Origin of the sequence: Methanoculleus taiwanensis, assembly GCF_004102725.1 — an archaeon.
GTDB lineage: Archaea > Halobacteriota > Methanomicrobia > Methanomicrobiales > Methanoculleaceae > Methanoculleus_A > Methanoculleus_A taiwanensis.
This window is the reverse complement of sequence record NZ_LHQS01000002.1, coordinates 1,088,678-1,112,088: the sequence shown is the minus strand read 5'-3', so window position 1 is coordinate 1,112,088 and position 23,411 is coordinate 1,088,678. Positions and strand designations below refer to the sequence as shown.

Annotated in this window: 27 protein-coding genes; 20 read left to right on the top strand and 7 right to left on the bottom strand. The window is 55.0% G+C overall.

The genetic code is table 11. From position 1 onward, the window contains the following. Nucleotides 1–313: 313 nt before the first annotated feature. Entirely contained in the window at nucleotides 314–1,171 is an 858-nt protein-coding gene (locus ABH15_RS10075) for a hypothetical protein (protein ID WP_128694202.1), read from the bottom strand. Between the two features lie 371 nt (nucleotides 1,172–1,542). Here ABH15_RS10075 and ABH15_RS10070 point away from each other — a divergent pair, with 371 nt between their 5' ends. From ABH15_RS10070 to ABH15_RS10010, 16 genes are all read left to right on the top strand, one after another. Beyond that, a complete protein-coding gene (locus ABH15_RS10070; RefSeq protein WP_128694201.1) occupies nucleotides 1,543–1,815 on the top strand; it encodes a hypothetical protein in 273 nt (90 codons plus the stop codon). Between the two features lie 78 nt (nucleotides 1,816–1,893). Beyond that, nucleotides 1,894–2,019: a hypothetical protein gene (locus ABH15_RS14080; protein ID WP_277749828.1), complete on the top strand. Its 126-nt coding sequence runs from the start codon at nucleotides 1,894–1,896 to the stop codon at nucleotides 2,017–2,019. Beyond that, the gene (locus ABH15_RS10065) at nucleotides 2,016–2,651 is read left to right on the top strand and encodes a hypothetical protein (protein ID WP_128694200.1); all 636 of its coding nucleotides are present in this window, start codon (nucleotides 2,016–2,018) and stop codon (nucleotides 2,649–2,651) included. The genes ABH15_RS14080 and ABH15_RS10065 overlap by 4 nt, the downstream gene beginning before the upstream one ends. Nucleotides 2,652–2,660: 9 nt before the next feature. Next, complete coding sequence (locus ABH15_RS10060) at nucleotides 2,661–3,344, top strand: helicase HerA domain-containing protein (protein ID WP_128694199.1); 684 nt, start codon at nucleotides 2,661–2,663, stop codon at nucleotides 3,342–3,344. Nucleotides 3,345–3,358: 14 nt separating this feature from the next. Next, nucleotides 3,359–3,712 (top strand): group I intron-associated PD-(D/E)XK endonuclease, encoded by a 354-nt coding sequence (locus tag ABH15_RS10055; protein ID WP_128694198.1) that lies wholly within the window; start codon nucleotides 3,359–3,361, stop codon nucleotides 3,710–3,712. Between the two features lie 306 nt (nucleotides 3,713–4,018). Beyond that, on the top strand, nucleotides 4,019–4,579 hold the full coding sequence (locus tag ABH15_RS10050; RefSeq protein WP_128694197.1) for a hypothetical protein: 561 nt from the start codon (nucleotides 4,019–4,021) through the stop codon (nucleotides 4,577–4,579). 339 nt (nucleotides 4,580–4,918) lie between these two features. Then, a complete protein-coding gene (locus tag ABH15_RS10045; RefSeq protein ID WP_128694196.1) occupies nucleotides 4,919–5,908 on the top strand; it encodes a hypothetical protein in 990 nt (329 codons plus the stop codon). Between the two features lie 206 nt (nucleotides 5,909–6,114). After that, on the top strand, nucleotides 6,115–7,740 hold the full coding sequence (locus ABH15_RS10040; RefSeq protein WP_128694195.1) for a hypothetical protein: 1,626 nt from the start codon (nucleotides 6,115–6,117) through the stop codon (nucleotides 7,738–7,740). Further along, a complete protein-coding gene (locus ABH15_RS10035; RefSeq protein WP_128694194.1) occupies nucleotides 7,737–8,114 on the top strand; it encodes a hypothetical protein in 378 nt (125 codons plus the stop codon). Before ABH15_RS10040 ends, ABH15_RS10035 begins: the two co-directional genes overlap by 4 nt. A gap of 9 nt (nucleotides 8,115–8,123) precedes the next feature. Continuing rightward, entirely contained in the window at nucleotides 8,124–8,282 is a 159-nt protein-coding gene (locus tag ABH15_RS13690) for a hypothetical protein (protein WP_164913718.1), read from the top strand. After that, nucleotides 8,283–8,426: a hypothetical protein gene (locus tag ABH15_RS13685; protein WP_164913717.1), complete on the top strand. Its 144-nt coding sequence runs from the start codon at nucleotides 8,283–8,285 to the stop codon at nucleotides 8,424–8,426. Between the two features lie 3 nt (nucleotides 8,427–8,429). After that, entirely contained in the window at nucleotides 8,430–8,891 is a 462-nt protein-coding gene (locus ABH15_RS10030) for a hypothetical protein (protein WP_128694193.1), read from the top strand. After that, entirely contained in the window at nucleotides 8,892–9,266 is a 375-nt protein-coding gene (locus ABH15_RS10025; protein ID WP_128694192.1) for a hypothetical protein, read from the top strand. Between the two features lie 11 nt (nucleotides 9,267–9,277). Continuing rightward, complete coding sequence (locus ABH15_RS10020; protein ID WP_128694191.1) at nucleotides 9,278–9,886, top strand: hypothetical protein; 609 nt, start codon at nucleotides 9,278–9,280, stop codon at nucleotides 9,884–9,886. Between the two features lie 15 nt (nucleotides 9,887–9,901). Next, nucleotides 9,902–10,486, top strand: coding sequence for a hypothetical protein (locus tag ABH15_RS10015; RefSeq protein ID WP_164913716.1), 585 nt, complete (start codon nucleotides 9,902–9,904; stop codon nucleotides 10,484–10,486). Between the two features lie 117 nt (nucleotides 10,487–10,603). Next, nucleotides 10,604–11,194 (top strand): hypothetical protein, encoded by a 591-nt coding sequence (locus ABH15_RS10010; RefSeq protein WP_128694189.1) that lies wholly within the window; start codon nucleotides 10,604–10,606, stop codon nucleotides 11,192–11,194. 57 nt (nucleotides 11,195–11,251) lie between these two features. Here ABH15_RS10010 and ABH15_RS10005 read toward each other — a convergent pair whose 3' ends face one another. From ABH15_RS10005 to ABH15_RS13680, 5 genes are all read right to left on the bottom strand, one after another. Beyond that, on the bottom strand, nucleotides 11,252–12,250 hold the full coding sequence (locus ABH15_RS10005) for an integrase (protein WP_128694188.1): 999 nt from the start codon (nucleotides 12,248–12,250) through the stop codon (nucleotides 11,252–11,254). A 435-nt stretch (nucleotides 12,251–12,685) separates the two neighbouring features. After that, on the bottom strand, nucleotides 12,686–13,267 hold the full coding sequence (locus ABH15_RS10000; RefSeq protein ID WP_241648070.1) for a methylated-DNA--[protein]-cysteine S-methyltransferase: 582 nt from the start codon (nucleotides 13,265–13,267) through the stop codon (nucleotides 12,686–12,688). A 115-nt stretch (nucleotides 13,268–13,382) separates the two neighbouring features. Then, complete coding sequence (locus ABH15_RS09995; RefSeq protein ID WP_128694187.1) at nucleotides 13,383–14,282, bottom strand: alpha/beta fold hydrolase; 900 nt, start codon at nucleotides 14,280–14,282, stop codon at nucleotides 13,383–13,385. 190 nt (nucleotides 14,283–14,472) lie between these two features. Continuing rightward, complete coding sequence (locus ABH15_RS09990) at nucleotides 14,473–15,021, bottom strand: SRPBCC family protein (protein WP_241648069.1); 549 nt, start codon at nucleotides 15,019–15,021, stop codon at nucleotides 14,473–14,475. 161 nt (nucleotides 15,022–15,182) lie between these two features. Next, the gene (locus tag ABH15_RS13680; RefSeq protein WP_164913715.1) at nucleotides 15,183–15,341 is read right to left on the bottom strand and encodes a hypothetical protein; all 159 of its coding nucleotides are present in this window, start codon (nucleotides 15,339–15,341) and stop codon (nucleotides 15,183–15,185) included. 460 nt (nucleotides 15,342–15,801) lie between these two features. On the opposite strand from ABH15_RS13680, the gene ABH15_RS09985 reads away from it, so the two are divergent. Continuing rightward, on the top strand, nucleotides 15,802–17,622 hold the full coding sequence (locus ABH15_RS09985) for a PAS domain S-box protein (RefSeq protein ID WP_128694186.1): 1,821 nt from the start codon (nucleotides 15,802–15,804) through the stop codon (nucleotides 17,620–17,622). A gap of 33 nt (nucleotides 17,623–17,655) precedes the next feature. On the opposite strand, the gene ABH15_RS09980 is transcribed toward ABH15_RS09985, so the two are convergent. Further along, nucleotides 17,656–19,362: a solute carrier family 23 protein gene (locus ABH15_RS09980; RefSeq protein ID WP_128694185.1), complete on the bottom strand. Its 1,707-nt coding sequence runs from the start codon at nucleotides 19,360–19,362 to the stop codon at nucleotides 17,656–17,658. 366 nt (nucleotides 19,363–19,728) lie between these two features. On the opposite strand from ABH15_RS09980, the gene ABH15_RS09975 reads away from it, so the two are divergent. From ABH15_RS09975 to ABH15_RS09965, 3 genes are all read left to right on the top strand, one after another. Next, nucleotides 19,729–20,241, top strand: coding sequence for a hypothetical protein (locus ABH15_RS09975; RefSeq protein ID WP_128694184.1), 513 nt, complete (start codon nucleotides 19,729–19,731; stop codon nucleotides 20,239–20,241). 297 nt (nucleotides 20,242–20,538) lie between these two features. Beyond that, nucleotides 20,539–21,057: a hypothetical protein gene (locus ABH15_RS09970; RefSeq protein WP_128694183.1), complete on the top strand. Its 519-nt coding sequence runs from the start codon at nucleotides 20,539–20,541 to the stop codon at nucleotides 21,055–21,057. Between the two features lie 263 nt (nucleotides 21,058–21,320). Next, nucleotides 21,321–23,321 carry a PAS domain S-box protein gene (locus ABH15_RS09965; protein WP_164913714.1) on the top strand — a complete coding sequence of 667 codons (2,001 nt, stop codon included), beginning with the start codon at nucleotides 21,321–21,323 and terminating at the stop codon, nucleotides 23,319–23,321. Nucleotides 23,322–23,411 lie beyond the last annotated feature (90 nt).

Here is a 23,411-nt window from a genome sequence, read left to right as displayed (position 1 = left end):
GAGTCTCTAAGTGGCTCTCGAAGTAGCAATCTGTTTTCATTTAATTTTGGCGAATCTATTGCAATTACCGCAAATACTACTGATAACAAAAAGGTGCCTATTAGAATATACTGTGAGGTTATTGTTTCCATTAATTTTAAGTTAAGGCCACCGTAAGCCCAGAAATAACAACCAAATATAATAGATATCATCAAAGCAAGCACAAATTGAGACTTATCCCAATCAACAATTCTTTTGACGGCAGAGTCTACCGGTTCTGATAAGAAATTTTGCAGAGTACTAACGGTCAAAGCCATATATACCACTCCAAAAGTTATTCTGCATTCTCAAAAAGGAATCCCAAGCAAATACCAATAACTTCTGACGAACCGCTATCAAAAGTCTCAAAGAAGAATCCCTTCTCTCGACCATCTTTATGGACTTCAAGTCCATTCTCGTAGCAATTGTACGAAATTATCTTTGGAAGCTGGATGCTTACCGCTTTTCGTCCTTGTGCTGGATGTAAAATAATCCGCTTATTCGTTAAAATGAGAGCTCCTCTAGAGGTTTCGGTGAGTCTATCCTCTTTAACGATATGTCCTCTATGACTACCTACTCTATAACTCACGCCTTTCATGACGCGGAAACTTACCCCCTGTGACCCTCCCCGATATCCTAGGCTTACTGTTTTCATCTCTTTGAGTATAGCAGAAGTGGCAAAATGCACAGTCTCACCTTTTTTGAGAACAATATTGCTACCGTTGATAGGTGGAAGATCTACGACAGGAAGTGAGTTTTCATTCTTAATACAATACACATATACATAGGGTCTTATTCGTTCTTCAAAGCGGGTTTCTTTGTCATCTAAACCCAAATCACTCTTTATTTTTACAAGTGATTCAATTTCACCTTTATCTAGCTCCCCATCGCTTTCAAAATCTTCAAAAACTTCATTAAATAGGCTTAACAATTCCTTTTTACCAAAGGTTTTCAAGAATTCTATTTGATCCGCCTGTACTACTTTCGATGAAATAATATCGGACTTAACAGTATTGAATTCCACTTTTCGTTCTGCTTCGACCTTCTCTCTCTCTGCCTTTTCTATGTTATTGCATTGGTCACACAGATTCCTTCCAGAGATTCCTTGGAAAAAAGATAACCTTGCTCCACACTTCTCGCAATTTTTAGCCATATCTCACCCACGATTAAGGATATATAGGACAGTGGATTTATAAAGATATTCAGAATAAAGCCGCATAAGATAGCAATTATACAATTAAGGGAATTTTTGCCGATTTAAACAAAAACAGCTATCCCTCAATAGATTAGCGATGGATTTAACTACACTTCAAAATTATCTGTAATTTTAAAATTTTTGTTACATCCTCTTTTTCTCGCCAATTCTCCTCATTTCTCCTATGACTCCTCCGGATGGGGTGGCAGTTTGTCTGTTCTGCGGTAACGAATGGGCTGTGCGCGCTCCGGGCATTCAAAAGAAGCGGAAGTGCCCGGTATGCGGAAAATATCGGGTTCGGCTGAAATCTGAACTAAACGAGGGCGAAAATGGCGAGATGTCAGGAAATGCCGGAGGCGGGACGGCTCCTCCTGCGGCTGGCGGTGAGAGCTGCGACTCCGTATCATCTTCTCCGGCGGTATCCGCTAAACCAGAAGAAAAAGCGGAGGAGAAGAAGGAAGAGAAAACTTCCGGCGGCGGTCTGCTCCTTCTGGCGGTCGGACTGGTCGTGGTCGGTGTCGCGGCGTGTAGTTTTCTCTTTCCTTCCGGCGCTCCTCGGCACTCTCCAGCTCCGGCTCATGGGGAGCGGCGGCGACGGCTAACGGCGGGGATACCATACCGATACTAACGGGGGCTTAACGATGTTCGGCGGGATGCAAGCGGCGTTAAAATTGGCGGATATGCTGGATAAACTCTTAAACGATTCAGGGCTTCGGGAGAAGTTCGAGAGAGAGGGGCGGGTCTCGGGTCGGCTCCTCATCGAAGAATACGAACTGTACATCGACGTGCGGCGGCGGTCTGAATGAGCGACGAGAAAGAGAATACGGCGGAGCTAGAGGAGTTAAACCGAAAAGATATCACGGCGGATATCCTGCTCTCGGACTTCGACGGCGACGGGGAAGGCTCGGATCGGGGCGGTGAACCTGAGCAGAAGGGCGATCATCCAGTCCTGGCGATCCTCGACATGGCGGTATCGACGGGCGCGGATTACTGCCGGAAGACGGCGCTTCCTCCTCCGAATACCTCTGTATACGAGCACTTCTCAAAACCCTTCCTGAATACGGCGCTCTGGCATTACTTCCCGGACGGGAACGTACCGGATGATCCACGTATCGCTCTGGCGGTTGGGGTCGGCGGGCTGGCGCTGGCCTTTACTCCGGCTCTGCTTGAGCTGCACCGGAGGAGACAGGAAGAGGCGGAGTATGGAGAAGAGGACGGGGAGAAAGAGGAGAAGAGAATTAAAAACCCTGTCACCGGCTCGGAGTATCGGGTTAAGGAGGGCTCCGGAAAGCGGGGGGAGAAGAGAGAGGATTACATACCGGCTCTCTCTGTCGATGCTCCGAAAGAGGGGTTTGAGTCTGCGGGAAGTGGTGAGCTCCCGGCCTGGATGAAGCGGCTTACGAGCACTCCGACCGTGAAGGGTGTATCCTCGCTATGAGGGGCTACCGTGAGCACCATTGACGTATCCGAGAACATTCACCGGCTCATAGCGGCTCCGACCGGCGGCGGGAAGTCGTACTTTGTGGGCTCTCTGGTTGAGGAGTTATACCGGAATGAGATACCATTTATCATTCTGGATACGAAAACGCAGAACCATATCGGGCTCGTCGGGCTCAAGGGCGTTAAACGGTTGCAGATCAAACCGTATGCCGAGTATGATTATACAAAATTAGTGAAATACCCCTATATCCTGTCAATTCCGACATTACGCACAAAAACAACGGATTTGATAGCGGAATATTCAAAACTAATAGACACTTTCTATACATTGGGGCGGAAAGGGGTGATCGTCGTTGAAGAGGCGCACAATTACAACAAGAACCCCTATGCACCGTCACCGATATTAGAGCTTGTGGCTAGAGAAGGGCGGGGTCGGGGGCTTTCACTCTGGTTTATCACGCAGCGGATACAGGACTTCCCGAAGCTTCTCTGGTCGCAATGCTACATGACCTACCTTCTCAAGTTTACCATTCCTCAGGATATCCGGTACGTATCGGCGCTCATTCCGGACTTCGACAAGATTAACCGGGAATTGAGGATGCACGACGTACTAGAGTACGACCACAAGACGAGCGAGTACCGGATCATCCCGGCGGGAGAGGTCAAGCGGGCGACGAAGCATTACGGCTAGGCCGGGGGTGAGCAATGGCGGCGACAAAGGCACAACGGACGGAACGCGGGCGGAAGAATTACGGGAGAAACAAAACAAGAGGCGACAGCGGGGAAAAAGCGGTGCGGGATGCGCTGAAACGGCAGGGGTATACGGTCACGCAATCCGATAGCGGGCGGGGGTTTGCGGATCTCACGGCTCGGAAGGACGGGAAGATGAAACGGATACAGGTGAAGAATATCACTTCCCGCCGGTTTCTCACGGCTTCGGCGGCTCGGAAACGGGTGAAGGGTGCTCCTTTCAACATCAAGCGGATACCGAAGGACGGCGAGGTATGGGTATTCGATAAGGACGGGCGGCGGTATGTCTTCGGCGAGAAGAGGAAGTGAGGCAGAGGTATTGTGAGAGGTGGTGAAGACGAGAAGTGTAAAGGGCTGGTGGCGCATTGCTATCGCAAATCGGGTATTGCGACGGTTGGATACGGTGCGTGAAGAGCTTGAACCTGAAGGTGAACGGCTTTCATATAGTGCCACGATAGACCTTCTTATTCAAAAATATCGGTCGGGAAATGCGGATAATACTAGAAAAACACAATGAAGGGCTCATATTGCCTTAAATTCCTCATTTAACATCTAATTCCCTAATAAGCCAAGCACGATAAGCTAAAAACGTTTGAGGTAGAGATCCGTTGTGCAATGGATAGCATAGTGTTAACCGGCGTTTTTACGCTAGGTGGCGTATTATTAGGTTTCATATTGACTCAAGCGGCGATGATATATACACAAAATCGAGAAAATACAAAGAAAATACGCTTATTCTATCAACAATTGACAATGCTGTCATTCGTCGCGAATGAACTTGAATCCAATGCTTATGCCAACAAGGAGCCTTCTGAGATACAGTCCTTTTATAAAAGATTCAATATTCCTATAAAAATTAAAGAATTATCGAATATCCTTATGTCTATTGATTTTAGCAATGGAGAAAATATTGATATCTACTTAAATTTCGAAATTCTCAGGCATGATTTGGCAAATCTAGATGAAATTTTCTCAGAACGTTGGCTTTTTCTTTTTTCAACTGATCAAGAAAAAGTTTATTCAGAGTTAGTAGGGGTCTGCAATAGTATATCCGATGGAACTACTGCCTTAACTACAAAAATTGAAGTGGCATATCTTAAAGAGTGCTGGTTTATTTATCAACTTAAAACTCTGTATGGGTCTTTCCATAACAAAGTCGTAAATAATCCGGAATAATCATTGTTACTACCTCTTTTTCTCATTCCCTCGCGGATACTCCCTCATGGACATAATTACGGGTGTCCTTGCGGCTTACTGTGTGCCGTTTGCTACCTTCTCGTTCGTCGTCCTGGTTCGGGCGGCTACTGCCATGTTCGGCGAGGAGAAGAAGTAAGGCGGCGGTATCGGGGCAGAATATCAGTATTCGAGGTGTAAACGATGGACTTTGAAAGGGCTGTTGATGCGGCTAAACCGATCATCATGGAACACGCGCTTCCGCTCGTTATCGGCACGATTGTGATCGCTCTGGTAATGTCGTTCCTCAAGAAATAACGGCGGAACGGGGGCACGAATAGCATGTACTCAAAAATAAGGACTCTTAGCGATACACTCACGCTGAATAAAACGAGTGTCAACCTTCCGAAAGATGCCGTTATCGATGCACTCATCCTGAAGGTATCGCTCACGATTGCCAACGCTTTCGGCGGGGCATACTCCGGAACGGGGCTGGATATCCTGAAGGCGCTTCAGGAGGTGCGGGTCATCTCGGACGGCTCGACCGTTCACTATGCGCTGAACGGCAAGGATATCGCTATCCTCAATGCGTTTGACGGGCTGTACGGCGGGGCTGCGGTCGCTGCCGATACTGTGAGCGTGAACGATTCGGCTTCGACGACCGAGACCTACACGCTGATCCTCAACGAAGGCGATATCCTGGCGGTGACGAAAGACTCCCTTGAGCTGAAGGCGGTCTTCGACACTACTATCACGACCGGGGTTACGGTCTCGGCGGCTACCATCACCGTGAGCATCTCCGAGAACGTCTATACGCCGGAAGAGTTCGTCGCCAAATACGGTGCGAACCTGGAAGCGGCGGCGGAACCGAAGGTCTACGCGCTGGTGTCGAGTGTCGCGGCAAACACTGAGCTCTCCGGGGTGCTCGACCTGCCGACCGGAACCCTTCACCGGCGCGGCGTGATGACCTTCACGGACGCTTCCGGGGTATACGGCAGCGCTGAGCCGTCCAACGTGGGGCTGGTCGTCACCTCTCCGGATCGGCGGGAACTGCTCAACGTCGATTGGGCGACGCTTCGCGGTATCGGGAATTTCAAGTACTGCGTAGCGGGTGCTGCTCCGGCGGGCTGCGCTATCTTCAACTATGCTCAGGAAGTCTCGGCGGATGGCTACGGGCTGCGGGGCTGGCGCTGGACGAAGGGAGACTATCAGTTCTCCGTGAAGACCGCCAACGCCGGAACGCTCCGGTACATCTCCTGTGAGCATGTCGTCAACGCTCGCGCTTTCGAGGCGGCGGAGCGGGCGATGATTGAAGGCACGGCGGGCTTCTGAGGCTGAGGGGATGAGGGGGAGTGTTCGGTCTATCCTTCCCTAGTTTCTCCCTTCCCTCTCTACCGAAGGTCACGCTCCCGAAGTTTTCCTTTCCCTCATTACCGAAGGTAACGCTGCCGACTCTGCCGAAGATTTCCCTCCCGAAAATCTCTGTACCGTCGCTGCCGAAGGTCTCTCTTCCTTCTCTACCCTCTCTCCCTGCGGGGATGCGGGCGGGCACAAAGGCGGCGCAGAAGTGGGTTGAAGAACAGGCACAAGCGGCACGGTGGGCGGCGGAAGCGGCGGCTTCGGCTGGCTCGATGCTCCCGAAAGTCGCTCCTCCGGTTATCTCCATCCCGAAGGTCGCTCTGCCGACCGTCAAGATTCCGGACATACCGAAGGTAACGCTTCCGACGCTGCCGAAGGTCGTGCTGCCTTCTCTTCCGGCGGTCAAACTGCCGGATCTCTCCGGGGCGGTGGTCGGGCTTCCGGCGGCGGTGATGGGTGCGGGTGCGGTTACGACTGCTGCGGTCGTCTCCGGTAAGCTGCCTGATCTTCCGAAACTGCCGGATATCGGCGGGGCGGTCGGTGCGGTCGGGAACACCCTTGGCGGCGCTGCCGGTGCAATCGGGGGCGCTCTCCCGGCTCTCCCGAAGCTTCCGGATAACCCGGAACTGAAGACGGTGAGCGGGGCGGCGGATGCGCTGATAGGTGCTCGGGATAAGAGTTACGAGGACGGGTTAACGCGGGCTTTTGCGGGTCGGAACACGGCGGAGACGGCGTTAGGGGTCGCTCAGGTCGGCGGCACGATGGCGGCGGATGCCGTCTTACCGATGGACTTGATCAACGTCGTCAATAAGACCGCTACGGGTCGCGGCGGGGATTTGACGGGTGAAGATTACTTTTGGGCGGCGGTGGATGCCGGAACGCTCGCGCTCGGTGTCGCTACCGGCGGTATCGGGTATGGCGTGGCTCGCGGTCTGATAAAAGGGGGAAAACTCGGCTCAAAAGGCTTGAAAGTAGGTGGTGACATGCTTAAACTGGGTAATGTTCGCAAAGTAGCGGGCGCTATCGGCGGGAAGTTCGGGAGCGTGAAGAAACCGGCCTGGGTGCAGGAACTCCGGAAGGCTCCGGCTCCGAAGAAAGCTCCCGCTCCGGCTCCGCGAAAAAATACGGTTTCGTGGAGGGAGACCTATACAAAGAAGGCTCCCGTTCCGGAGACTCCCCGCTATAAAACTCCGGCTCCTGAGAGCGGGATGATGAAGATAGCGGATACCGAAGCGCCGAAGATGCCGGATATCCCGAAGGCGCAGAGTAAAGTGAAGACGCTCGGCACGGCGGCGCTCGTCGGGGTGACGGGTGCGGGGCTCGGCACGATGGCCTTAAACGCGCTCGGCGCTTTCGGCGCTCCTCCGGGTGAAGACGGCGGCGGGGAGTACCCGTATGATCCGTATGCAGGGTACAACCCATACGGCACGGCTCCGGGGGCTGCCGACTATCCCGGCGAGTATGAGTATCCGGGCGGCTGGTGGGGTGCTGACCCGACCGGCGGCGAGTCTCCGTATGATCCGTACTATCCCGGTGAGGACGGCAACGGCGACGGCTATTATGATCCGGGGTATCCCGGCGGGGAGTACTTCGTGCCGGTGGAGAACTTCGCGCAGGATGTCGGCGGCTTCCTGGAAGGTCTGCCGGTCGTCGGGGGGCTCTTCGCTGAGGCGGCGCGGCGGGGGCTGGCGTTCCCGCTGCTCCTTGGGTGCTGCATCGTCATCGCGGGCGGCGGCTACTACGTCGCCACGAAGACGAAGGCGGGACGGTCGGCTATCCGGACGGTAAAGGGGGTTGTCGCGTGAGCGTCTACAATCCTCTGCTCCGGGTCGCGCAGATGGCGAAGACCGGCGAGATTTCGCAGAGCCTTAAGGGAGCGTCTGAAGTTTTTCAGTCGGTCGGGCAGCGGGGCGCTTCGGTGGTGCGGGATATTGGGGCGGCTCCCGGCTCGAAGGCGGCGCTCGGGCGGTTCGGCAAGATGTTTGCGTATCCGGCGGGGCTCGGTGCGGGTCTCGGTGTCGGGGCGTATGCGGCGGGAACGGGTGTGAAAGAGGGCTTCGGGCTGAATCCGGCGAATCCGGGCGATATGGTGAAGCAGAGTACCGGGCTGATTCTCTTCTTCGTGTTCCTTGTCGCGGGGCTATGGGTCGTCGGGAAATACATGGCGCTGAGGCGGTGAGCGGGCGGTATGTCTCTTGAAACGGTGGCGCTCTTTGTGGCTATCGGGGGGCAATACGCGCTCCTCTTCTCCCTGTACCAGAAGATAACGGTCGCGCTCTTTGAGATGCGGTGCTGTCCGTATCATACCAAGATGACCGGGAAGAAGGAACCGAAAGAGGGTGTTTAGATGGGCTGCGTTACCTGTGCGGATATCCTGGCGAATATGGCGGGAGAGGATGAGGCGGAAGGCTGGAAGCAGTACCTCCCGTATCTCCTGGGTGCGCTCGTCGTTGTCGGAGCATATCTGCTCCTCAAAAAGCGGAAGGGGTGAGCGATGGTCGATCTAACCTGTTTCGCCAAACTCTTCTGCTCGGAGATGCAGGAAGTCCGGAAAGGTCTGGTAAGGCTCATCGAGTCGGCGGGCGACGGCGTGAAGATCCTCGGGCTGATCTACAAGACGCAGTTTACGAAGGAGATTGAGGCCGATCTGTATCTGAATCAGTGGGATAACTTCCTCGTCGGGAAGCTCAAACCGATTCTGAAGAATAATCTCTCCGTCGATTCGGCGGCGATGGTGCGGATTCATATCTGCCTCGGAACGGCGGCGAAGCTCGTCTACTACATCAACGGGCGGTCGGCGTACCTCAATTCGGCTCAGGAGTTAAGCGCGGAGTGCGGGTACGTCTTCGACGTGCCGATGAATCCGGGCGATACGCTGAACTATGCCTTATCGTTCGATGATTCGGTATTCACGGAGATTACCGTTAAGTTCGTCCGGCTTCAGGAGGTGCGGTGAGTGCCGGAGTCGCTCACCCCTCCTCAGGGGCTTATTGCTATCACCGAGCGAAAGACGATCTACGGTCTGCCGATGGGGGTCGGCTGCGGCGGCGGGAGTACGAAAGTATCTACCTCACTCCCTCCGGCGTACAAGGCTGGCGGTGGGATGAGCATAACGCTCATTCCGGGGGATTGGTATCCGGCGGCGCTCCCTCCGGTTGTCGAATTTCCGAATTATACAAGAGCGGCGGGCTCGGGAAATGCGGTGAGCGTTACGCTCGGTTCCGCATTACCGAACGCTTCCGGCGGGGGCTCGATGCGGGTTTTGGTCGTCTCGGATGTGGTGAACATCAGAAACGGCGGCGGGGGCACGTTCGTAAGTGCTCAGTTATAGGGGGCTCATGAATGATTGATGCGATTAACAACGAGAGCAGCGAAGGCGGGAACGGCTCGGCGGTACACCTCACGGTGACGGTGAGGGATGCCGAAGGGCGGATAGTTTCGGAAGAGTGCAAGGATAACGATCTGTATCTGCTCAACTGGGGCGCTCTCATTGCGGGAGTGCTGAAAGAGGCGATCAGCACCTCTTATGCTCAGCGGTTCAAGGGGCATGACTTAAACGGTGATTCCTACACGACCGGTGGCGGGTTCTGGGGGTCTCCGGATAACTCACAAGAGGACGGCGGCGGCTGGGATAATACCGGGCGTATTCAGTTCGGCGTATCGTCCACTCCTCCGACGATTTACGATTTCGCGTTGGGGAATTATACGGCGGAAGTACAGCCGAACGCGCCGGTTATCCTGAACGATGGGAATACCATAAAAATTGTGTTCACCGGTACGTTGTCGTTTGAAAATTCGATTACGCTCTCCGAAGTTGCGTATAAGGTGAAAGAACCTCATGCAAGGGTGTACTGCATCTTAACGCGGGATATCTTCACGCCGGTTACCGTCCCGGCGGGCGGGTCGATCACGGTGCAGTTCGAGTACTGGCTGAACGGTATGCCGTCCTGAGGTGAGAAAATGTCGATGCTAGCGATTCTGGTTAAGGGATTCGATGAAGACGGGAATGTTATCGCGGAAGAGTGCAAGAAGAACGATCTGTATCTCTGGAACTTCGCGGTCTTCCTCACGCACTGGATTAAGCGATGGAACAACACGAGCGATCCGACGACCTATCAGTATACCGATATCAACGGTACGGTGAGGACGATCAGCAGCTACGTCGTTGCCTCTCATAGCCTGTACTCGTATAACGACCCTGGCAGCTATGAGGGTTCCTGGGCGAACAGTCTAAAGGCGATTGTCGGAAGCAACGATACGCCGCCGACGATTACCGACTATCAGTTGTATGCTCAGGTCGCGGAGGCGCTGCCGACTGCTCCGGCGCTCATCACCTCCGGGAGTATCATCAAGCAGTTATTCTCGGCTACCTTCCCGATGGCTTCCGAGACGGTCTGCGCTGAGGTCGGGCTGAAGATGGAGAGTCAGGATACCTATAACGGGGGTTACCCTACGCTGATTACGCGGGATGTATTCGCTCCGGTCACTGTCCCGGCGGGAGGCTCGCTGACGGTGCAGTTTGAGTTTTGGTGGAACGGGACACCCGCATAATAATTATCCTTTATTATTATGTCTTTTTAGGATTAAAGGGTGGATTAGAGATGAAATTAAGCACTTATGTATATATAACCGTACAAGCCAATAAAGCGTAAGGTAACCATAATGAATGTGGATACACTCGTCAGACTGCTCGAATTATTCAATCAGCATCATGTTATTATTGTTGTATTGGCAGTAATCATTAGCGCTATTGTGGCTTGGCATATTCACAGAAAGGAAAAGGCACTAGGTATGGCATTTGTTTGGGGCGTTTGTTGTTTCCTAGGAATATTGGGTTTTATCGTTTCGTTTCTTGGAATTGGATTGATTGAAGTGAGTTACAATCAATTATTACTAGCATCATCAACACCAGAGTCATTAACACCAGAGTCATTTTGGGGACTGACCTTTAACAACGGTTCATTACTTCTTAACTTCGGTTTTGCAGCAGTAATCGCTGTATTGAGCATTATGTTTGGGGTAGCTGCCAAATCGAATAGCGTAGATAATAAGATCTCAAGTGACCTCGATGATAGGTTTACGGCTATTGAAAAAAAATTGAATGCCATTATCGAAAATGCAGAATCAAATAGGGATGAAACAAGAAAGGCAACTGGCTCGTGCGAGCTCCAAATTAACATAAATAGTATAAAATCTGCTAAAACACCTAATAGGTCAACCGTAGGGTCTATCCTTGCCAAACGAAGGAACTTAAAGTAAACTAAATTTCACTTTTAAGTTAATCTCCGTGCAGATTGATAAGCTAAGACAAAAAAATTAAATCGGGAACTTCCCGATTAGTTTTTCATACTCTTCCGTTGCATTCTGAACCTTATTCAGATAGTGAGCGCTGCCGACCGTTGCGGCTGCCCTGCCCTGGATGAAGTCTGCTATGCTCTCCGTCACTCTCTGCTTGATCATGAAATTCATGTGCCACTTCCGGATGGTCTTAGAATTAACGCGGTCATGGGCGAGCTTCTTGTATATCGTATCCTCATGCTCGTAGGGAAGCGAATAGCACTTCAGCTCACTAACAAGGCTGGCCGGGAAGTATACGTGAAAGGTTCGTTTCGTGCCTTTGGCTAACTCGGACGTGGGATAGTGCGCCACTTCCGGGTATTCCTCATCGATGATAACCTGTCGGATATCAAAGGACTTGATCAGACCGATAAGGTGAGTGCCCCTACTCCCCGAGTACATCATGAGCCTGAAGAACGTCTTGAGTTCATCCGGACAATGCTCATAGGCTTCTCGAATCTCGTCATTGGAGACGTATATCTCCACAACGCCGGACTGTTTTACTTTGGCCGGTTTTAACCATCGCTCAGGCGGTATCCCCAAGATGCTGTCATACCCTTTCAGGTCTTCAAGGAAGTGAATGAAATTCCGAAAGGCTTTCGTCGAGTTTTCTCTTAAACTCGCCAATACCAAATCTGGAACGGAGGATATGGGCGGCAGTTTTTCCATATCATTAATGTACCACCGGGCTTTCTTCTCAGTAATCTTTCGGACGTTCAGGAGATACTCCCCGTATTCCTTCTTAAATCGTTTAAACAGGCTGTTAATCGACTCAGGGGGCTTGGAAATTTCCTTCGATTTTTTAGCCTTTGATTCTTCATCCGCAGATTTATCACTGAGATATTCGGCATCTGAGGCTGAAATCGCCCCCATGCCTTGGCATGGAAGAGGCCGCGGGTTCAATTCCCGCTCGGTCCATCTTATTTTCTGAAAGTTATTATCGCAGGCTTCACCCCGGAAATTGCATCTCTTGTTCATGCGTCCGGAGATCGACTGGCGTTGCCAACGCGATTTTTCCAGGGAAATCCGTCTTAAAACTGACTTTTACAGATGAAATGATTACTACGCTGTACAACAGTAGAACCCTTTACAGATCCGCAATCCCGGCCGAATCCCCCGGAAAAACCACCCTCACAGAAGCCCGTAGACGGCCGATCGCAAGGCGAGACAGGGTATCCATCCTCTCACAATTACCCTTGCTCATATGGCCATTATACCTCGATGATTCTCCATTCTTTCAGGAATCCGGACAATATCCTCCACCTAATTCCACTACCGGCATCCGGGCTTCTGAACCTCCTGTAAAATCGGAAAATACTGCACATCTGCCCTCCTTTCAGGACAGAGAGAATCCGGCTCTCCCTTCCATCCCCGGAGTGCTATGATCCCGGGGAGTATTCGAAGTGCTCGTGTTCAGTACCACACCCGCTCCATGATCACCCGGCCGTCCCCCCGGAACCTGACGCCCTCCATCTCGAGCAGCCTTCGTTTCACAACCTGGCCTGACTGAAACCCCCCCAGCTGCCCGTTCGCTCGCAGGGCACGGTGGCAGGGAATGACGATGGGAAACGGGTTGCGGGCGAGCGCGTTGCCGACAGCCCGGGCGGCACCGGGATTCCCGAGATGTCGGGCGATGCGTCCGTAGGTGCTGACGTACCCTCGGGGTATGCCGTATTCGGCGAGGAGTACGCGCCGCTGGAACGATGGGCACCGATCAAGGTCGAGCAGGTCGGTAGTCAAGTGTATGTCATTTCCCATGAGGAAGGACTGTATCCCGGCAATCAGCACCTGGATGCCTTTATCACGGGGCTTTTCGATGGAAGGCATGTTTTCGGTCACTATCGTACCGGATCGCGGATCGCCGGGGAGGATAATTCTCCGCACCTTCGGCTCCGATGCGGCGTGAACCCAGATGAGGCATACCTGACCCAGTGCCGTTGCGATAGTGGTGACCGCCGGCATCATCCCGGGCAGACAGTCACGAGATCGATCCATGATCGGCGTATGTCACCTGCTGACATAGTATCCTGCATACGTCGCCAGCTCCCGGTTCCGGTGACGCAAAACGGCGTTTACGGAGCGCAGGCGTCCCTCCACAAAAAAGAATAGCTTATTGATGCCGCTTCAGGAAATCAATCGCAGCCTGCTGCGCCTCTTCGGCCTGAGGCGATGCCCAGAAGCAGAAGTGCGTACCCTTTTCGATCCAGAAATGTTCTGCGCCTTTAATGGCATCCGCTGCGTAGAGTGCATCGCCGATGTCGACGTCTGCGTCTGCTGTTCCATGGATGATGAGGGCGGGAGCCGTGATCTTCGCGACAGGCAGTGCATCAATCTGTGAGTAGTTCGCGAGATCGTTCTCGGTCCCCTCCTTTCTCCGGCTGTACGGATACAGCGTATGGAAGAGCTTCAGGATATAGTCCAGTTTCTTCTCATCGCTCATGATGTGACCGACTCGTGATTTCAGCTCTTCCTTGGACAGCCTGCCTTCCGTTTTGATCATCTCCGCAACGATGGACCTCGGGAAAAAGTCTCCCAGCATCAGTTCGAACTTCAGGCCGGGATCGGAGAGGAAGAGCGCCTGCTCTACCCTGCCCGCCTGATCGGGCATGAGGTACTTTCTGCTGACGCCGTCGATGACGATAATCGCTTTCGTCCTCTCCGGATGCCGAAGTGCAAACTCATACGTGGGAGGACCTCCTGCAGACGCTCCCATCACAAAGACCCTGTCGATCCCGAGAGCGTCCAGAAGAGCTGCAGCGACATCTGCCTGATCGGCAATCGTTCTTCCGGTTGCAAGTGGCGTCCCCAGGTATCCCGGTCGTGATATGCAGATCAGTGAAAAGCCTGCATCTGCAAACATGTCGAACGTCAGTGCACTCTGGTCAAACCCTCCCGGGCCGCCATGAAAACACAGGATATGCGGCCCTTCCCCTACGATTGCATATTCAAGGGGGCCAGACGCAGTTTGGCAGATTGTACTGTCTGGGAGAGGATATTCTCGGTGTTTCATACATTCACATCGTGCAGGGTAGATAAGTACATATCGAAAACACGGGTCATGAATATCAGGCGGATCGGTATTATCCCGGGTATTGAAGAGGCTATCGGGATAAATCCCCACGCTAAATCGATTTTTGGTATCAGGAAGATTCCGGGATAGGAAGCGGGCTGCTTTGATCGGTGAGCCCTGCCTTCGCCGGTCACCGCGCTCTCTGCTTTTCCACCAGTCCGGCCAACCGATCCATGGATTCGGTCACCTCTTTCTCCATCCCCGATTGAAGCATCCCGTCGCGGTCTTCGACTATCTGGAAGATAGATCGATCCGTCATCTTCGTCCTCCCATTCAGGTCTTCGAACGTCACCGTCTCAAGCTGCACACGGCCCGGCATGCCCTCGAACTCAGAGGTATAAACAAGCCGCTCGGGCAGCGCGACCTCGTGGTATACGCCATGGAACGCGTACTCGTTACCGTCGGCGTCGCGCTGGACGAATCGCCAGATGCCGCCGGGCCTTACATCCCTCACAGTAACCGTGGTCGTGAAGCTCCTTGACCCCCACCAGCGTGGTATAAGCTCCGGAACCGTGACCGTCCTCCAAACGTCTTCCCGTGGTGCGTCGAAGATCCGCGTCATGACGATCTCCTGCTTTCCCGGCTCGGCAGTAATATTCATCTTCGCCATCCCGGCTTCTCCTTCCTCCAGGACTTCTGCGAGCGTGTCGAGGGATTCGTCCCAGCCGGCCTTGCTCAATTCATTAATCTCATCGCAGCCACCATGAAAACCGGGAGAACGGTGACGGATATTTTTCGTGGAAGACCACGACTCCGCGTTCTATCTCAGAGGCCGCATAAGACGGGGATGGCCTCTCCTGTCTGTCAAAACCGGATTGGCGGGAAGGGCAGAACCGACGCTCAACCCGGAGGAACGTCACTATCCTCATCGCACTCGAGAATGAACGCCCCGTTGTATCCACACTGCCGACAGTAATACATCGTCGCATACAGGCCGCGGGCGTCCCAATAGATGTTGGTGCTCCGGCAGATTGGGCAGCGTATTATCTTTCGTGTCATTGACGCATCACTCTGCTACATCCGGGGTTCCCGGACTACATGAAGGAGAAGGATGGGAGACTATTCAAAAATGTTCACCGGTTCTCTTGGGCGCTCACGCAGGAACTTCGACAGCGGGGGCATATCGGGCAGCCCTTCCCCGGAGAGATCTTCCATAACCGTGCAGGAGAGGCGCCCCACACACATCTGTCGGCTCCCCGGCCTGACACCCACCATAAGGAATACTGCAGCCGGATGCCGGCACCGGGCCGGAATCGCCCCCCTGCTTTCCCGCCTGCACCTCCCTGGAAGGCACGCGGGAGGGGTCAGGAGCAGATAAGGCACATTCCAGGGAAGAAGCGACGAGCGGGTGTCCTGCAGATCGGAATAGAGTTTCGGGAACACCGGCTCATACCCCATCGCGGGGATTATTATAAAGCGGTAGCAATATAAACAGAGCATACGGAGGGAGCGTCCGACCATGGCACCACTGACCGAAAATGCCCGCTTATTTATCATCGGCACCCTGCTCGCGGTATCGGTCATTGCGACCTACTACTTCCATGTGGTTCTGGGAATAGGTACGGTATTTTCCCATTTTTTCTACATACCCATCATCCTCGCGACGCTCTGGTGGGGGAGAAAGGGGATCATTGTGGCATTTTTCCTTGCCGGGCTCGTCCTCGCAAGCCACTTCCTCCTCAGGACAGATCCGGGGACGTTCAACGACTACGGGCGTGCGCTGATGCTCGTCATGGTCGGATTCGTCATCGCCTGGCTCTCCGAGCGCCTGAAGGAGCAGCAGAAGAATACCGAGAAAGAGCGCGACCGGGCGCAGAGCTACCTGGATGTGGCCGCTGTTCTGCTCGTCGTCATCAACGCAGATCAGACCATCGCCCTCGTCAACCGTCGCGGGTGCGAACTCCTGGGGTACCGGGAAGACGAGCTCCTCGGGAAGAACTGGTTTGACGTTGTGATACCGGAGCGGATCCGGGAGGACACCCGGCAGGCATTCACGCACCGGTTATCCGGGATAGCCTCATCGTATGGGAGTGATGAGTATGTTGTCGTGACGAGGGGTGGAGATGAACGCACGCTCATCTGGAGGGGGGCCATTCTGAAGGACGCCGGCGGTCGCGTCACCGGGATCATCGGGTCGGGGAAGGACATCACCGACCGGATCCGGGCAGAGGAGGCACTCCGGAACAGCGAAACCCAACTCCGTACAGTTGTCGAGAGCCTGAACGAAGGGCTGGTCGTCGCCGACCTCAATGGCAACCTGGTCAACTGGAACCGTGCCGCTCTGGAGATGTACGAGCTGCCCGGTCTTGGGGAAGCACTGGATAACCAGCGTGCGTTCGCCACCATCTTCGAGCTCTCAACCATGGACGGCACCTTCCTCCCGGTGGAAGAGTGGCCCCTGTCACGCATCCTTCGCGGGGAGACCATCCAGGATATGGAAGTCCTTACACGGCGCATCGGAGCCGACTGGCAGCGCATATTCAACTACGGCGGTACCCTCATCTACGATGCGGCCGGCGACCCACTCATGGCAGTGGTTACGTTCACCGATATCACCGAGCGCAAACAGGCAGAAGAAGCCATCCTGGCGGCGAATGAAGAGGCGAACCTCTACCTCGACATCATGGTGCACGACATCAACAACGCCAATTCGGTAGCACTCGGCTACACCGACCTTCTCAAAGATGAACTCGAGGGGAAAAACCGGACAATGGCACAGAAGATCCGATCGGCCGTCAGCCGGAGCATCCAGATCATCCAGAACGTCTCCACGATCAGGCATCTCCGCTCCCCGAACCCCGCCTTGAAACCCGTCGACCTCGACGCGGTTATCAGGGCTGAAATACGGCAGCACCCTGAGACGACCATCAGGTATCGCGGAAGACCGCTCTTCGTCAGGGCCGACGACCTCCTCCCCGAAATCTTCACAAACCTCATCGGCAACAGCATCAAGTTCGGCGAGCCCGATATCGTGATCACAATCCGTGCCCTTGAGCAGGACGGCGGGGTGCTGGTCTCGGTCGAGGACACGGGCCCCGGTATACCCGATGCGATAAAACCCACACTATTCTCCCGGTTCCAGAAAGGAAAGAGCAAGAGGAGCGGAAAGGGTCTCGGCCTCTATATCGTGCGGACGCTCGTGGAACGCTACGGCGGAAGCATCCGGGTGGAGGACAGGGTGCCCGGAAAGCCGGAAGAGGGAACGGCATTCCGGTTCACGCTGCAGAAGGTGCGCCCGGACGAGCAGCGGCACCGGGACGAAGCGACAATCCCGGACTGAGCCCGTCCGCCGATACAGGGTGCATAAACCTTTTCAGTGCTCGAACTGCAGCCTGACCCGGCACTCTCCGTCCCGCTCATCCGTGCGGACGGTATCGGCATACTGCCGGATCAGAAGCACGGGGAGGCGGGAGAAGTCTCCCCCGTCGGCAAGCAGGTCGGCTGGCAGTCGGCCGGGTTCGAGGTCGAGCGCTCTGCCCCGGTAGCGGGCAACGATAGTGAGCGCCTCTTCGGTGAACTTCACATCTACCTGCACCGGGCCGTCCGCGGCACCGGTGATGGTGACGAGTTCCATCAGCTCGTTCACTGCAGATTCCGCCCGGCGGATCACCTCGGGCCGGGCACCCCAGGCGCCTCCGACCCGCTCGAAGAACGAGAAGATCGCGTCCGGAAACCCGGTCCCGGACTCGAGCGTCAGCGACTGGCGCTCTGCTATTCCGATCCGAAAGACAAGGTTGACGACGAGTGCCGTCACGGTCGCGACGGAGAGCGCGGAGACGAAAACGGGCTGGACGAGCGGGTGCATGCCGTCGGCGAAGCCCGGGATCATCCCCGCCGCAAGGCCGAAGATGAACGAGAGCCCGACGACGAAGGTCTTGCGGGCGTCCATCATCCGTGAGGTGATGATCCGCAGCCCCGTGACGATGATGAAGGTGACGGCGTAGATAACGACCGACCCCATCACCGGCGCAGGCATGATGACGAAGGCCGCGGCCAGTTTCGGGACGAAGACGAGGACGAGCAGTATCGCTGCAACGACGTACGCAATCGCCCTGCTTGCGGCTCCCGTTCCGATGGAAAGCCCGACGTTGCTCGAGGAGGTCGCCTGCCCCATCCCGCCGAGGAGGCCCGCGACGACGGCGGAGAGGCCGTCTGCAAGGATGCCGCCGCTGATGTTCTGCATATCCGGCCGTTTCCAGTCGGCGTCGTTGATCTTCTGGCAGGTGATCAGGTCGCCGATGGTCTTGAACGTGGAGGAGAGCACGACGATGATGAACGGGAGGAGGAGTGCCGCATCGAACGACCATCCGGGGTGGCGGATCTCGGGGAGTGCAAAGAGCGGCGCCTCAACGAATTGGGCGATCGCGTCTGCCCCGAGGACGCCCGTTATCCCGGCGGCGATGTACCCGGCCACCATCCCGACGAGGACGGAGTAGAGTCGGAGCCCTCCCTTGCTCCAGACGCTGGCGGCGATCATCGTGCCGAGAGTGACGGCCGCGACGATAAGTTCCGCCGGTTCGCTGACGGGATCGCCGGTTCCGGTGCCGATGAGATTCTGGACGGCTATCGGGATGACCGCTATCCCGACCATCGTGACGACCACCCCGGTGACCTCGGTCGGGAAGAGAAACCGAAGGCGGTGGAGGAACCGCGAGAAGATGGTTTCGGCAACACCGGCGGCGGCCGTCATGCCGTAGAGCAGGGAGAGGCCGCCGGTCTGCACCGCGAGGAGCGATGCGGCGATATAGGACGGGCCGCAGACCGCCGGGCAGAGGTACCCCGACCCGATCCCTCTTCGGTTCACCGTCTGCAGCACCGTTCCGATAGCGCCCGCGAGCATCGACATGGTGACGACGAACGCCGTGTCTTCGGCGCTCCCCCCGACCGCCCGGATGATGACGACCGGGAAGACGAGTGCGCTCATAACGATGAAGATATGCTGCAGCCCGAGGAGGAGCAGGGGGACGGTCGGCGGTGTCTCGTCCACACCGTAGATCAGGTCGGGCGGCTTTGTCGGCATGGTACTCGTGGCCTACAGGAGAACAGGTGTGTCATCAGGTTCGATGCCCTGCAGGTGCCCGGAAACGTTTGGATCCTGCCGATTCGTTTTAACCGATGAAGCATCTCCTTTACCGGAACTATTCCTTCTGCGTGAAGAAAATGGTTTTGAAAAGGATCCGCTCTTTCCGAGCACGGCCACACGGGGTGAATCAGAGTCTCAGGACGGCCGGTGACGGTTCCGGGTAGACCCGGTCGGCGTACCTTCGATAACTGCCCGGCACCGCTCTTCACCCCCCCCGGGAACGATACCCGGAAGAGAAACTATCATCACGGATGCCTGCTATCCTCACAAAACAGTGGAGATCTTCAGACCGGAGGCAAGACTATGAGTGTTATCGGAAGAATGTTTCCAGAGATCAAGGGGCATGCACTTGCAGGATCGGATGTGGCGATTCCCGGTGTAGCGGCAGGCCGTATTACGCTCATCTCCGTCGCGTTCGAACGGCATGCACAGGGAATGCTGGATTCCTGGAGTGAGCCTTTTGTACGGAAATTCGGCGGCGACGAGACCTATGTCACCTATGAACTGCCCGTCATCGACGCGTTCTGGCCGCGGCTCATGTCGTTCTCCATCGATGCAGGCATGAGAAGCGGGATTCCCCGCGAAAAACACCCCTATGTAGTGACCTACTACGGCGACTCGACCGCGTTTCGGCAGGCGCTCGAGATCAGCGACCGCTCGCTCGGGTATGTCTATCTCCTTGACCATCAGGGGGTCATCCGGTGGGCAGGCAGCGGCTATGCGACCGATGAGCGTATACACGAGATGATCGGCATTGCAGGCGAACTCGGGCGAAAGGCGGAGGTGACCCGGGCACCCGCACACGGGGGTGCTTAAAGAGCAGGATCTCCGACCCTCACAGAAGCCTTCAGACGGCCGATCCCGGAGCTAGGGGAGAGAACCTCGCTCCTATAGCCGTTATATTTCAATACGTTCTCCCTATTTTGCGCATCTGAACAAAATTCCCGCTTTTCCGGATCCCCTCTTTTCGCCCACCGGAAACGGCGGGAAAGAATGGAATATGCGTCCTCTTCGGCGGTATTTCCAGCAGGGATAAGACCCCCTGGCCGCCCGCCCCTTTCCCAACACCATTAAACCCCCCCGGTTCGTTCTTGTACACACAGGAAGATTGTCATGGACGTCGTCGAGGGCTTCATCTACATAATTATCTCCATCGGCCTGCTGGTCTTTCTGGCCGGCGGCGGGGTTGCCGTAGCGGCGTACGCCGTTCTCCGCCACCTCGAGGAGAGGCTGATGCGGGCCGGGCTTCTTGCCGCCGGCATGGCGCTGAACTTCATCCTCTTTGCACAGACCGATCCATCATGGCTGCTCATCGGGGCGCTCCTCATCGGGACACCGATGGCCGTCCTTGTCCCGCCGTTTCTGATCTTCGACCGCATCGGAAAGGATCTGCGTATCTTCCACGTCCTGATCTGCTACGTGCTCGTCGCGGTGCCGGGCATCCTGCTCCCGTTCGGCCTCATCGCCTCCGGGCTCTCTATGATCCCGTTCATCTCCTGGCATACGACGCTCAGTAGCGGCCTGATCTACCTCGGTCTCATGCTCGCCGATATCGCCGTGGCCACGGCTATCTACCTGCTCATCGATGGAATCTCCGCGGTGCTGCGGAGGCCGTCATCCGCTGCCCGGTGAGATATCCCTTCGGGAAGGGAGAATGCGGTAAAAAGTGCTGGTAGAATATCGTAGTGTATACAGCACCATTTCCTTTAACGGTCGGTACTGCATAGTATGTACCTATGAGTGGGAAGGAAGGCCAGTATACCCGGATCCGGGAATTTCTTCAGGACCGGTATCCCGAGGCGGTTTCAATCTCCACAATCTCGCGTACCTTGAAAATGAACCGCGGTTCCGTGGCCAAATATCTCGAGGTCCTCCAGTCTCACGGCCATGTAATCATGAAACCCTTCGGCAAGGCCAAATTATATTCTTCGGCTCAAAACGTCCCGTTCGACGATCTCTTCGACTATCTTTCCGATGCGATCGTCATCCTTGACGCGGACCTGCATATCCTCATGGTGAATAGAAGTTTCATCGATACCTTCAACATCCATTCCGGAAGGAACATCATCGGCAGCGAACTGTCCCGGATACATCTGGCGCTCTTTGATAACCCCACGATCTGGGAAAACATTAACCGGATCTTAAGTTCCCAGACCTTCATCAACGAGATGCTGCTGATCGAGCGTGGGACTGAACGGATATTTCTCATGGAATTCATCTCCACGGTTATACCTTCCATCTCATTTACCGGAAACCCGGGGATCATGATAAGTCTCCGCGACATCACCACATGGAAAAAAACCGAAGAGGCGTTGAAAAACAGCGAACGTAAGATTCGCACCCTTTTCGAGGAAGTTCCGAGCGGCATCTTCCTCTTCCAGGAAGACGGGACTATCCTGAATGCAAACCGGGCTTCGCTCGAGATCCTCGGGCTCGCGAGGTTCACCGACCTTGCAGACTTCAAACTCTATGACGTCATGTGTTCCCGGGACATCATCCAGGACCTTATCAGGAAAGGGAAGATCGCTGAATTAACGCTGTCGTGCAATTTCGACCGGCTGAAATCAGAGACGCTTACATCGACCAAAAAATCAGGCGTCGCGTATTTCCAGGTTGTGTTTGCACCGGTCACCGACAAAGGGGGAAAAGCGCCCCGTGAATTTTTTATTCTCTTCCTCGATATAACAGCAAAGAAAATTGCCGAGAAACAGCTGAAAGAGCGATACCAGGGAATAATGAGCAACCTACCGGGGATCATTTACCAGTTCTATGCCCGCGATTCCGGAGAATGGGGAGTCTATTACGTCAATGAACGCTCGCAGGAGATCTATGGGGTAACAACCGAGCCGCTGGACACATGGTTTGAGAGGTACGGCGCATGCATCGCTCCGGAAGACCAGGAACGCTGGTTCGACTCGATCAACGATGTGATACGGAGGGTTGCACCCTGGGAATTCGAAGGGCGATTCCTGAAACCCACCGGGGAGGAGATGCACATCCGGGGAGTATCCCAGCCGGTGCGTCTGAAGAACGAGACGGTCTGGAACGGGATATTCCTCGATATTACCGACCGGAGGAAAGCGGAGGAGGCACTCCGCATGAGCGAGGAACGGCTCCGGGGTATCACCAGCAACCTTCCGGGGATCGTCTACCAGTTCTATGCCCGCGACTCCGGCGAATGGGGCACCTATTATGTCGATGACCGTTCCACCGAGGTCTACGGCCTCTGCCCTGACCCCCTGGACACCTGGATCCAGCGATACAGTACGTGTATCGCTCCGGAAGACCAGAGACGCTGGTTCAAATCGATAGAAGATGTGATAGGGAGGGTTGCACCCTGGGAGTTCGAGGGGAGATTTATCAAACCCACCGGGGAGGAGATGTTCATCCGGGTACTCTCACAACCCGTCCGGCTGAAGAACGAGACGGTCTGGAATGGGATCATCCTCGATATCACCGACCGGAAGAGAGCGGAGGAGGCGCTTCGCAGGACCGAATTGAAGGAGGTCCGGTATCACTCGTTCTTTGAGAACACCTGCAACGGCGTCTTGATCTATGAGCCGGTCGGGCAGGGAGAGGAGTACATCATCAAAGACGTCAACAGGGTAACAGCAGCCCTCCTGCGGACGAACAAAGAAGATCTCGTCGGAAAGAAACTCTTCGAAGAATTCCCCGATCTCCCGAACCCGTACGTGCACGATCTTCTGTATCGCGTTCTGACCACTGAAAAGCCGGAGTTCGTTACGCCGCTCAAATACCGGAACCGCGAGGACTTTCCCTGGATATCCCATTATGTCTTCAAGCTTCCTTCCGGGGAGATCGCGTCATTCATGATCGACGTCACCGAAGCGGTGATCGAGGATACAGACCCCGGATCAGGGGCCGGCACGGACTGACCGCGGTGCCTGGCTCGCACACCTTCCGGCGGGGACCCCTCTTTTTCGCGCTCATGCCTCTTCGCCACCGTTACTATCCGTGCATGCAAC

Coding starts and splice junctions, on each gene's coding strand:
- ABH15_RS09985 (WP_128694186.1), top strand. CDS start 15,802: ATGGCACCACTGACCGAAAATGCCCGCTTATTTATCATCGGCACCCTG.
- ABH15_RS10040 (WP_128694195.1), top strand. CDS start 6,115: ATGCGGGCGGGCACAAAGGCGGCGCAGAAGTGGGTTGAAGAACAGGCA.
- ABH15_RS10065 (WP_128694200.1), top strand. CDS start 2,016: ATGAGCGACGAGAAAGAGAATACGGCGGAGCTAGAGGAGTTAAACCGA.
- ABH15_RS13680 (WP_164913715.1), bottom strand. CDS start 15,341: ATGACACGAAAGATAATACGCTGCCCAATCTGCCGGAGCACCAACATC.
- ABH15_RS09995 (WP_128694187.1), bottom strand. CDS start 14,282: ATGAAACACCGAGAATATCCTCTCCCAGACAGTACAATCTGCCAAACT.
- ABH15_RS14080 (WP_277749828.1), top strand. CDS start 1,894: ATGCTGGATAAACTCTTAAACGATTCAGGGCTTCGGGAGAAGTTCGAG.
- ABH15_RS10005 (WP_128694188.1), bottom strand. CDS start 12,250: ATGAACAAGAGATGCAATTTCCGGGGTGAAGCCTGCGATAATAACTTT.
- ABH15_RS09965 (WP_164913714.1), top strand. CDS start 21,321: ATGAAACCCTTCGGCAAGGCCAAATTATATTCTTCGGCTCAAAACGTC.
- ABH15_RS10045 (WP_128694196.1), top strand. CDS start 4,919: ATGTACTCAAAAATAAGGACTCTTAGCGATACACTCACGCTGAATAAA.
- ABH15_RS09975 (WP_128694184.1), top strand. CDS start 19,729: ATGAGTGTTATCGGAAGAATGTTTCCAGAGATCAAGGGGCATGCACTT.
- ABH15_RS13685 (WP_164913717.1), top strand. CDS start 8,283: ATGGGCTGCGTTACCTGTGCGGATATCCTGGCGAATATGGCGGGAGAG.
- ABH15_RS10000 (WP_241648070.1), bottom strand. CDS start 13,267: ATGGATCGATCTCGTGACTGTCTGCCCGGGATGATGCCGGCGGTCACC.
- ABH15_RS10030 (WP_128694193.1), top strand. CDS start 8,430: ATGGTCGATCTAACCTGTTTCGCCAAACTCTTCTGCTCGGAGATGCAG.
- ABH15_RS10050 (WP_128694197.1), top strand. CDS start 4,019: ATGGATAGCATAGTGTTAACCGGCGTTTTTACGCTAGGTGGCGTATTA.
- ABH15_RS09980 (WP_128694185.1), bottom strand. CDS start 19,362: ATGCCGACAAAGCCGCCCGACCTGATCTACGGTGTGGACGAGACACCG.
- ABH15_RS10075 (WP_128694202.1), bottom strand. CDS start 1,171: ATGGCTAAAAATTGCGAGAAGTGTGGAGCAAGGTTATCTTTTTTCCAA.
- ABH15_RS13690 (WP_164913718.1), top strand. CDS start 8,124: ATGTCTCTTGAAACGGTGGCGCTCTTTGTGGCTATCGGGGGGCAATAC.
- ABH15_RS10020 (WP_128694191.1), top strand. CDS start 9,278: ATGATTGATGCGATTAACAACGAGAGCAGCGAAGGCGGGAACGGCTCG.
- ABH15_RS10070 (WP_128694201.1), top strand. CDS start 1,543: ATGGCGAGATGTCAGGAAATGCCGGAGGCGGGACGGCTCCTCCTGCGG.
- ABH15_RS10015 (WP_164913716.1), top strand. CDS start 9,902: ATGCTAGCGATTCTGGTTAAGGGATTCGATGAAGACGGGAATGTTATC.
- ABH15_RS10055 (WP_128694198.1), top strand. CDS start 3,359: ATGGCGGCGACAAAGGCACAACGGACGGAACGCGGGCGGAAGAATTAC.
- ABH15_RS09970 (WP_128694183.1), top strand. CDS start 20,539: ATGGACGTCGTCGAGGGCTTCATCTACATAATTATCTCCATCGGCCTG.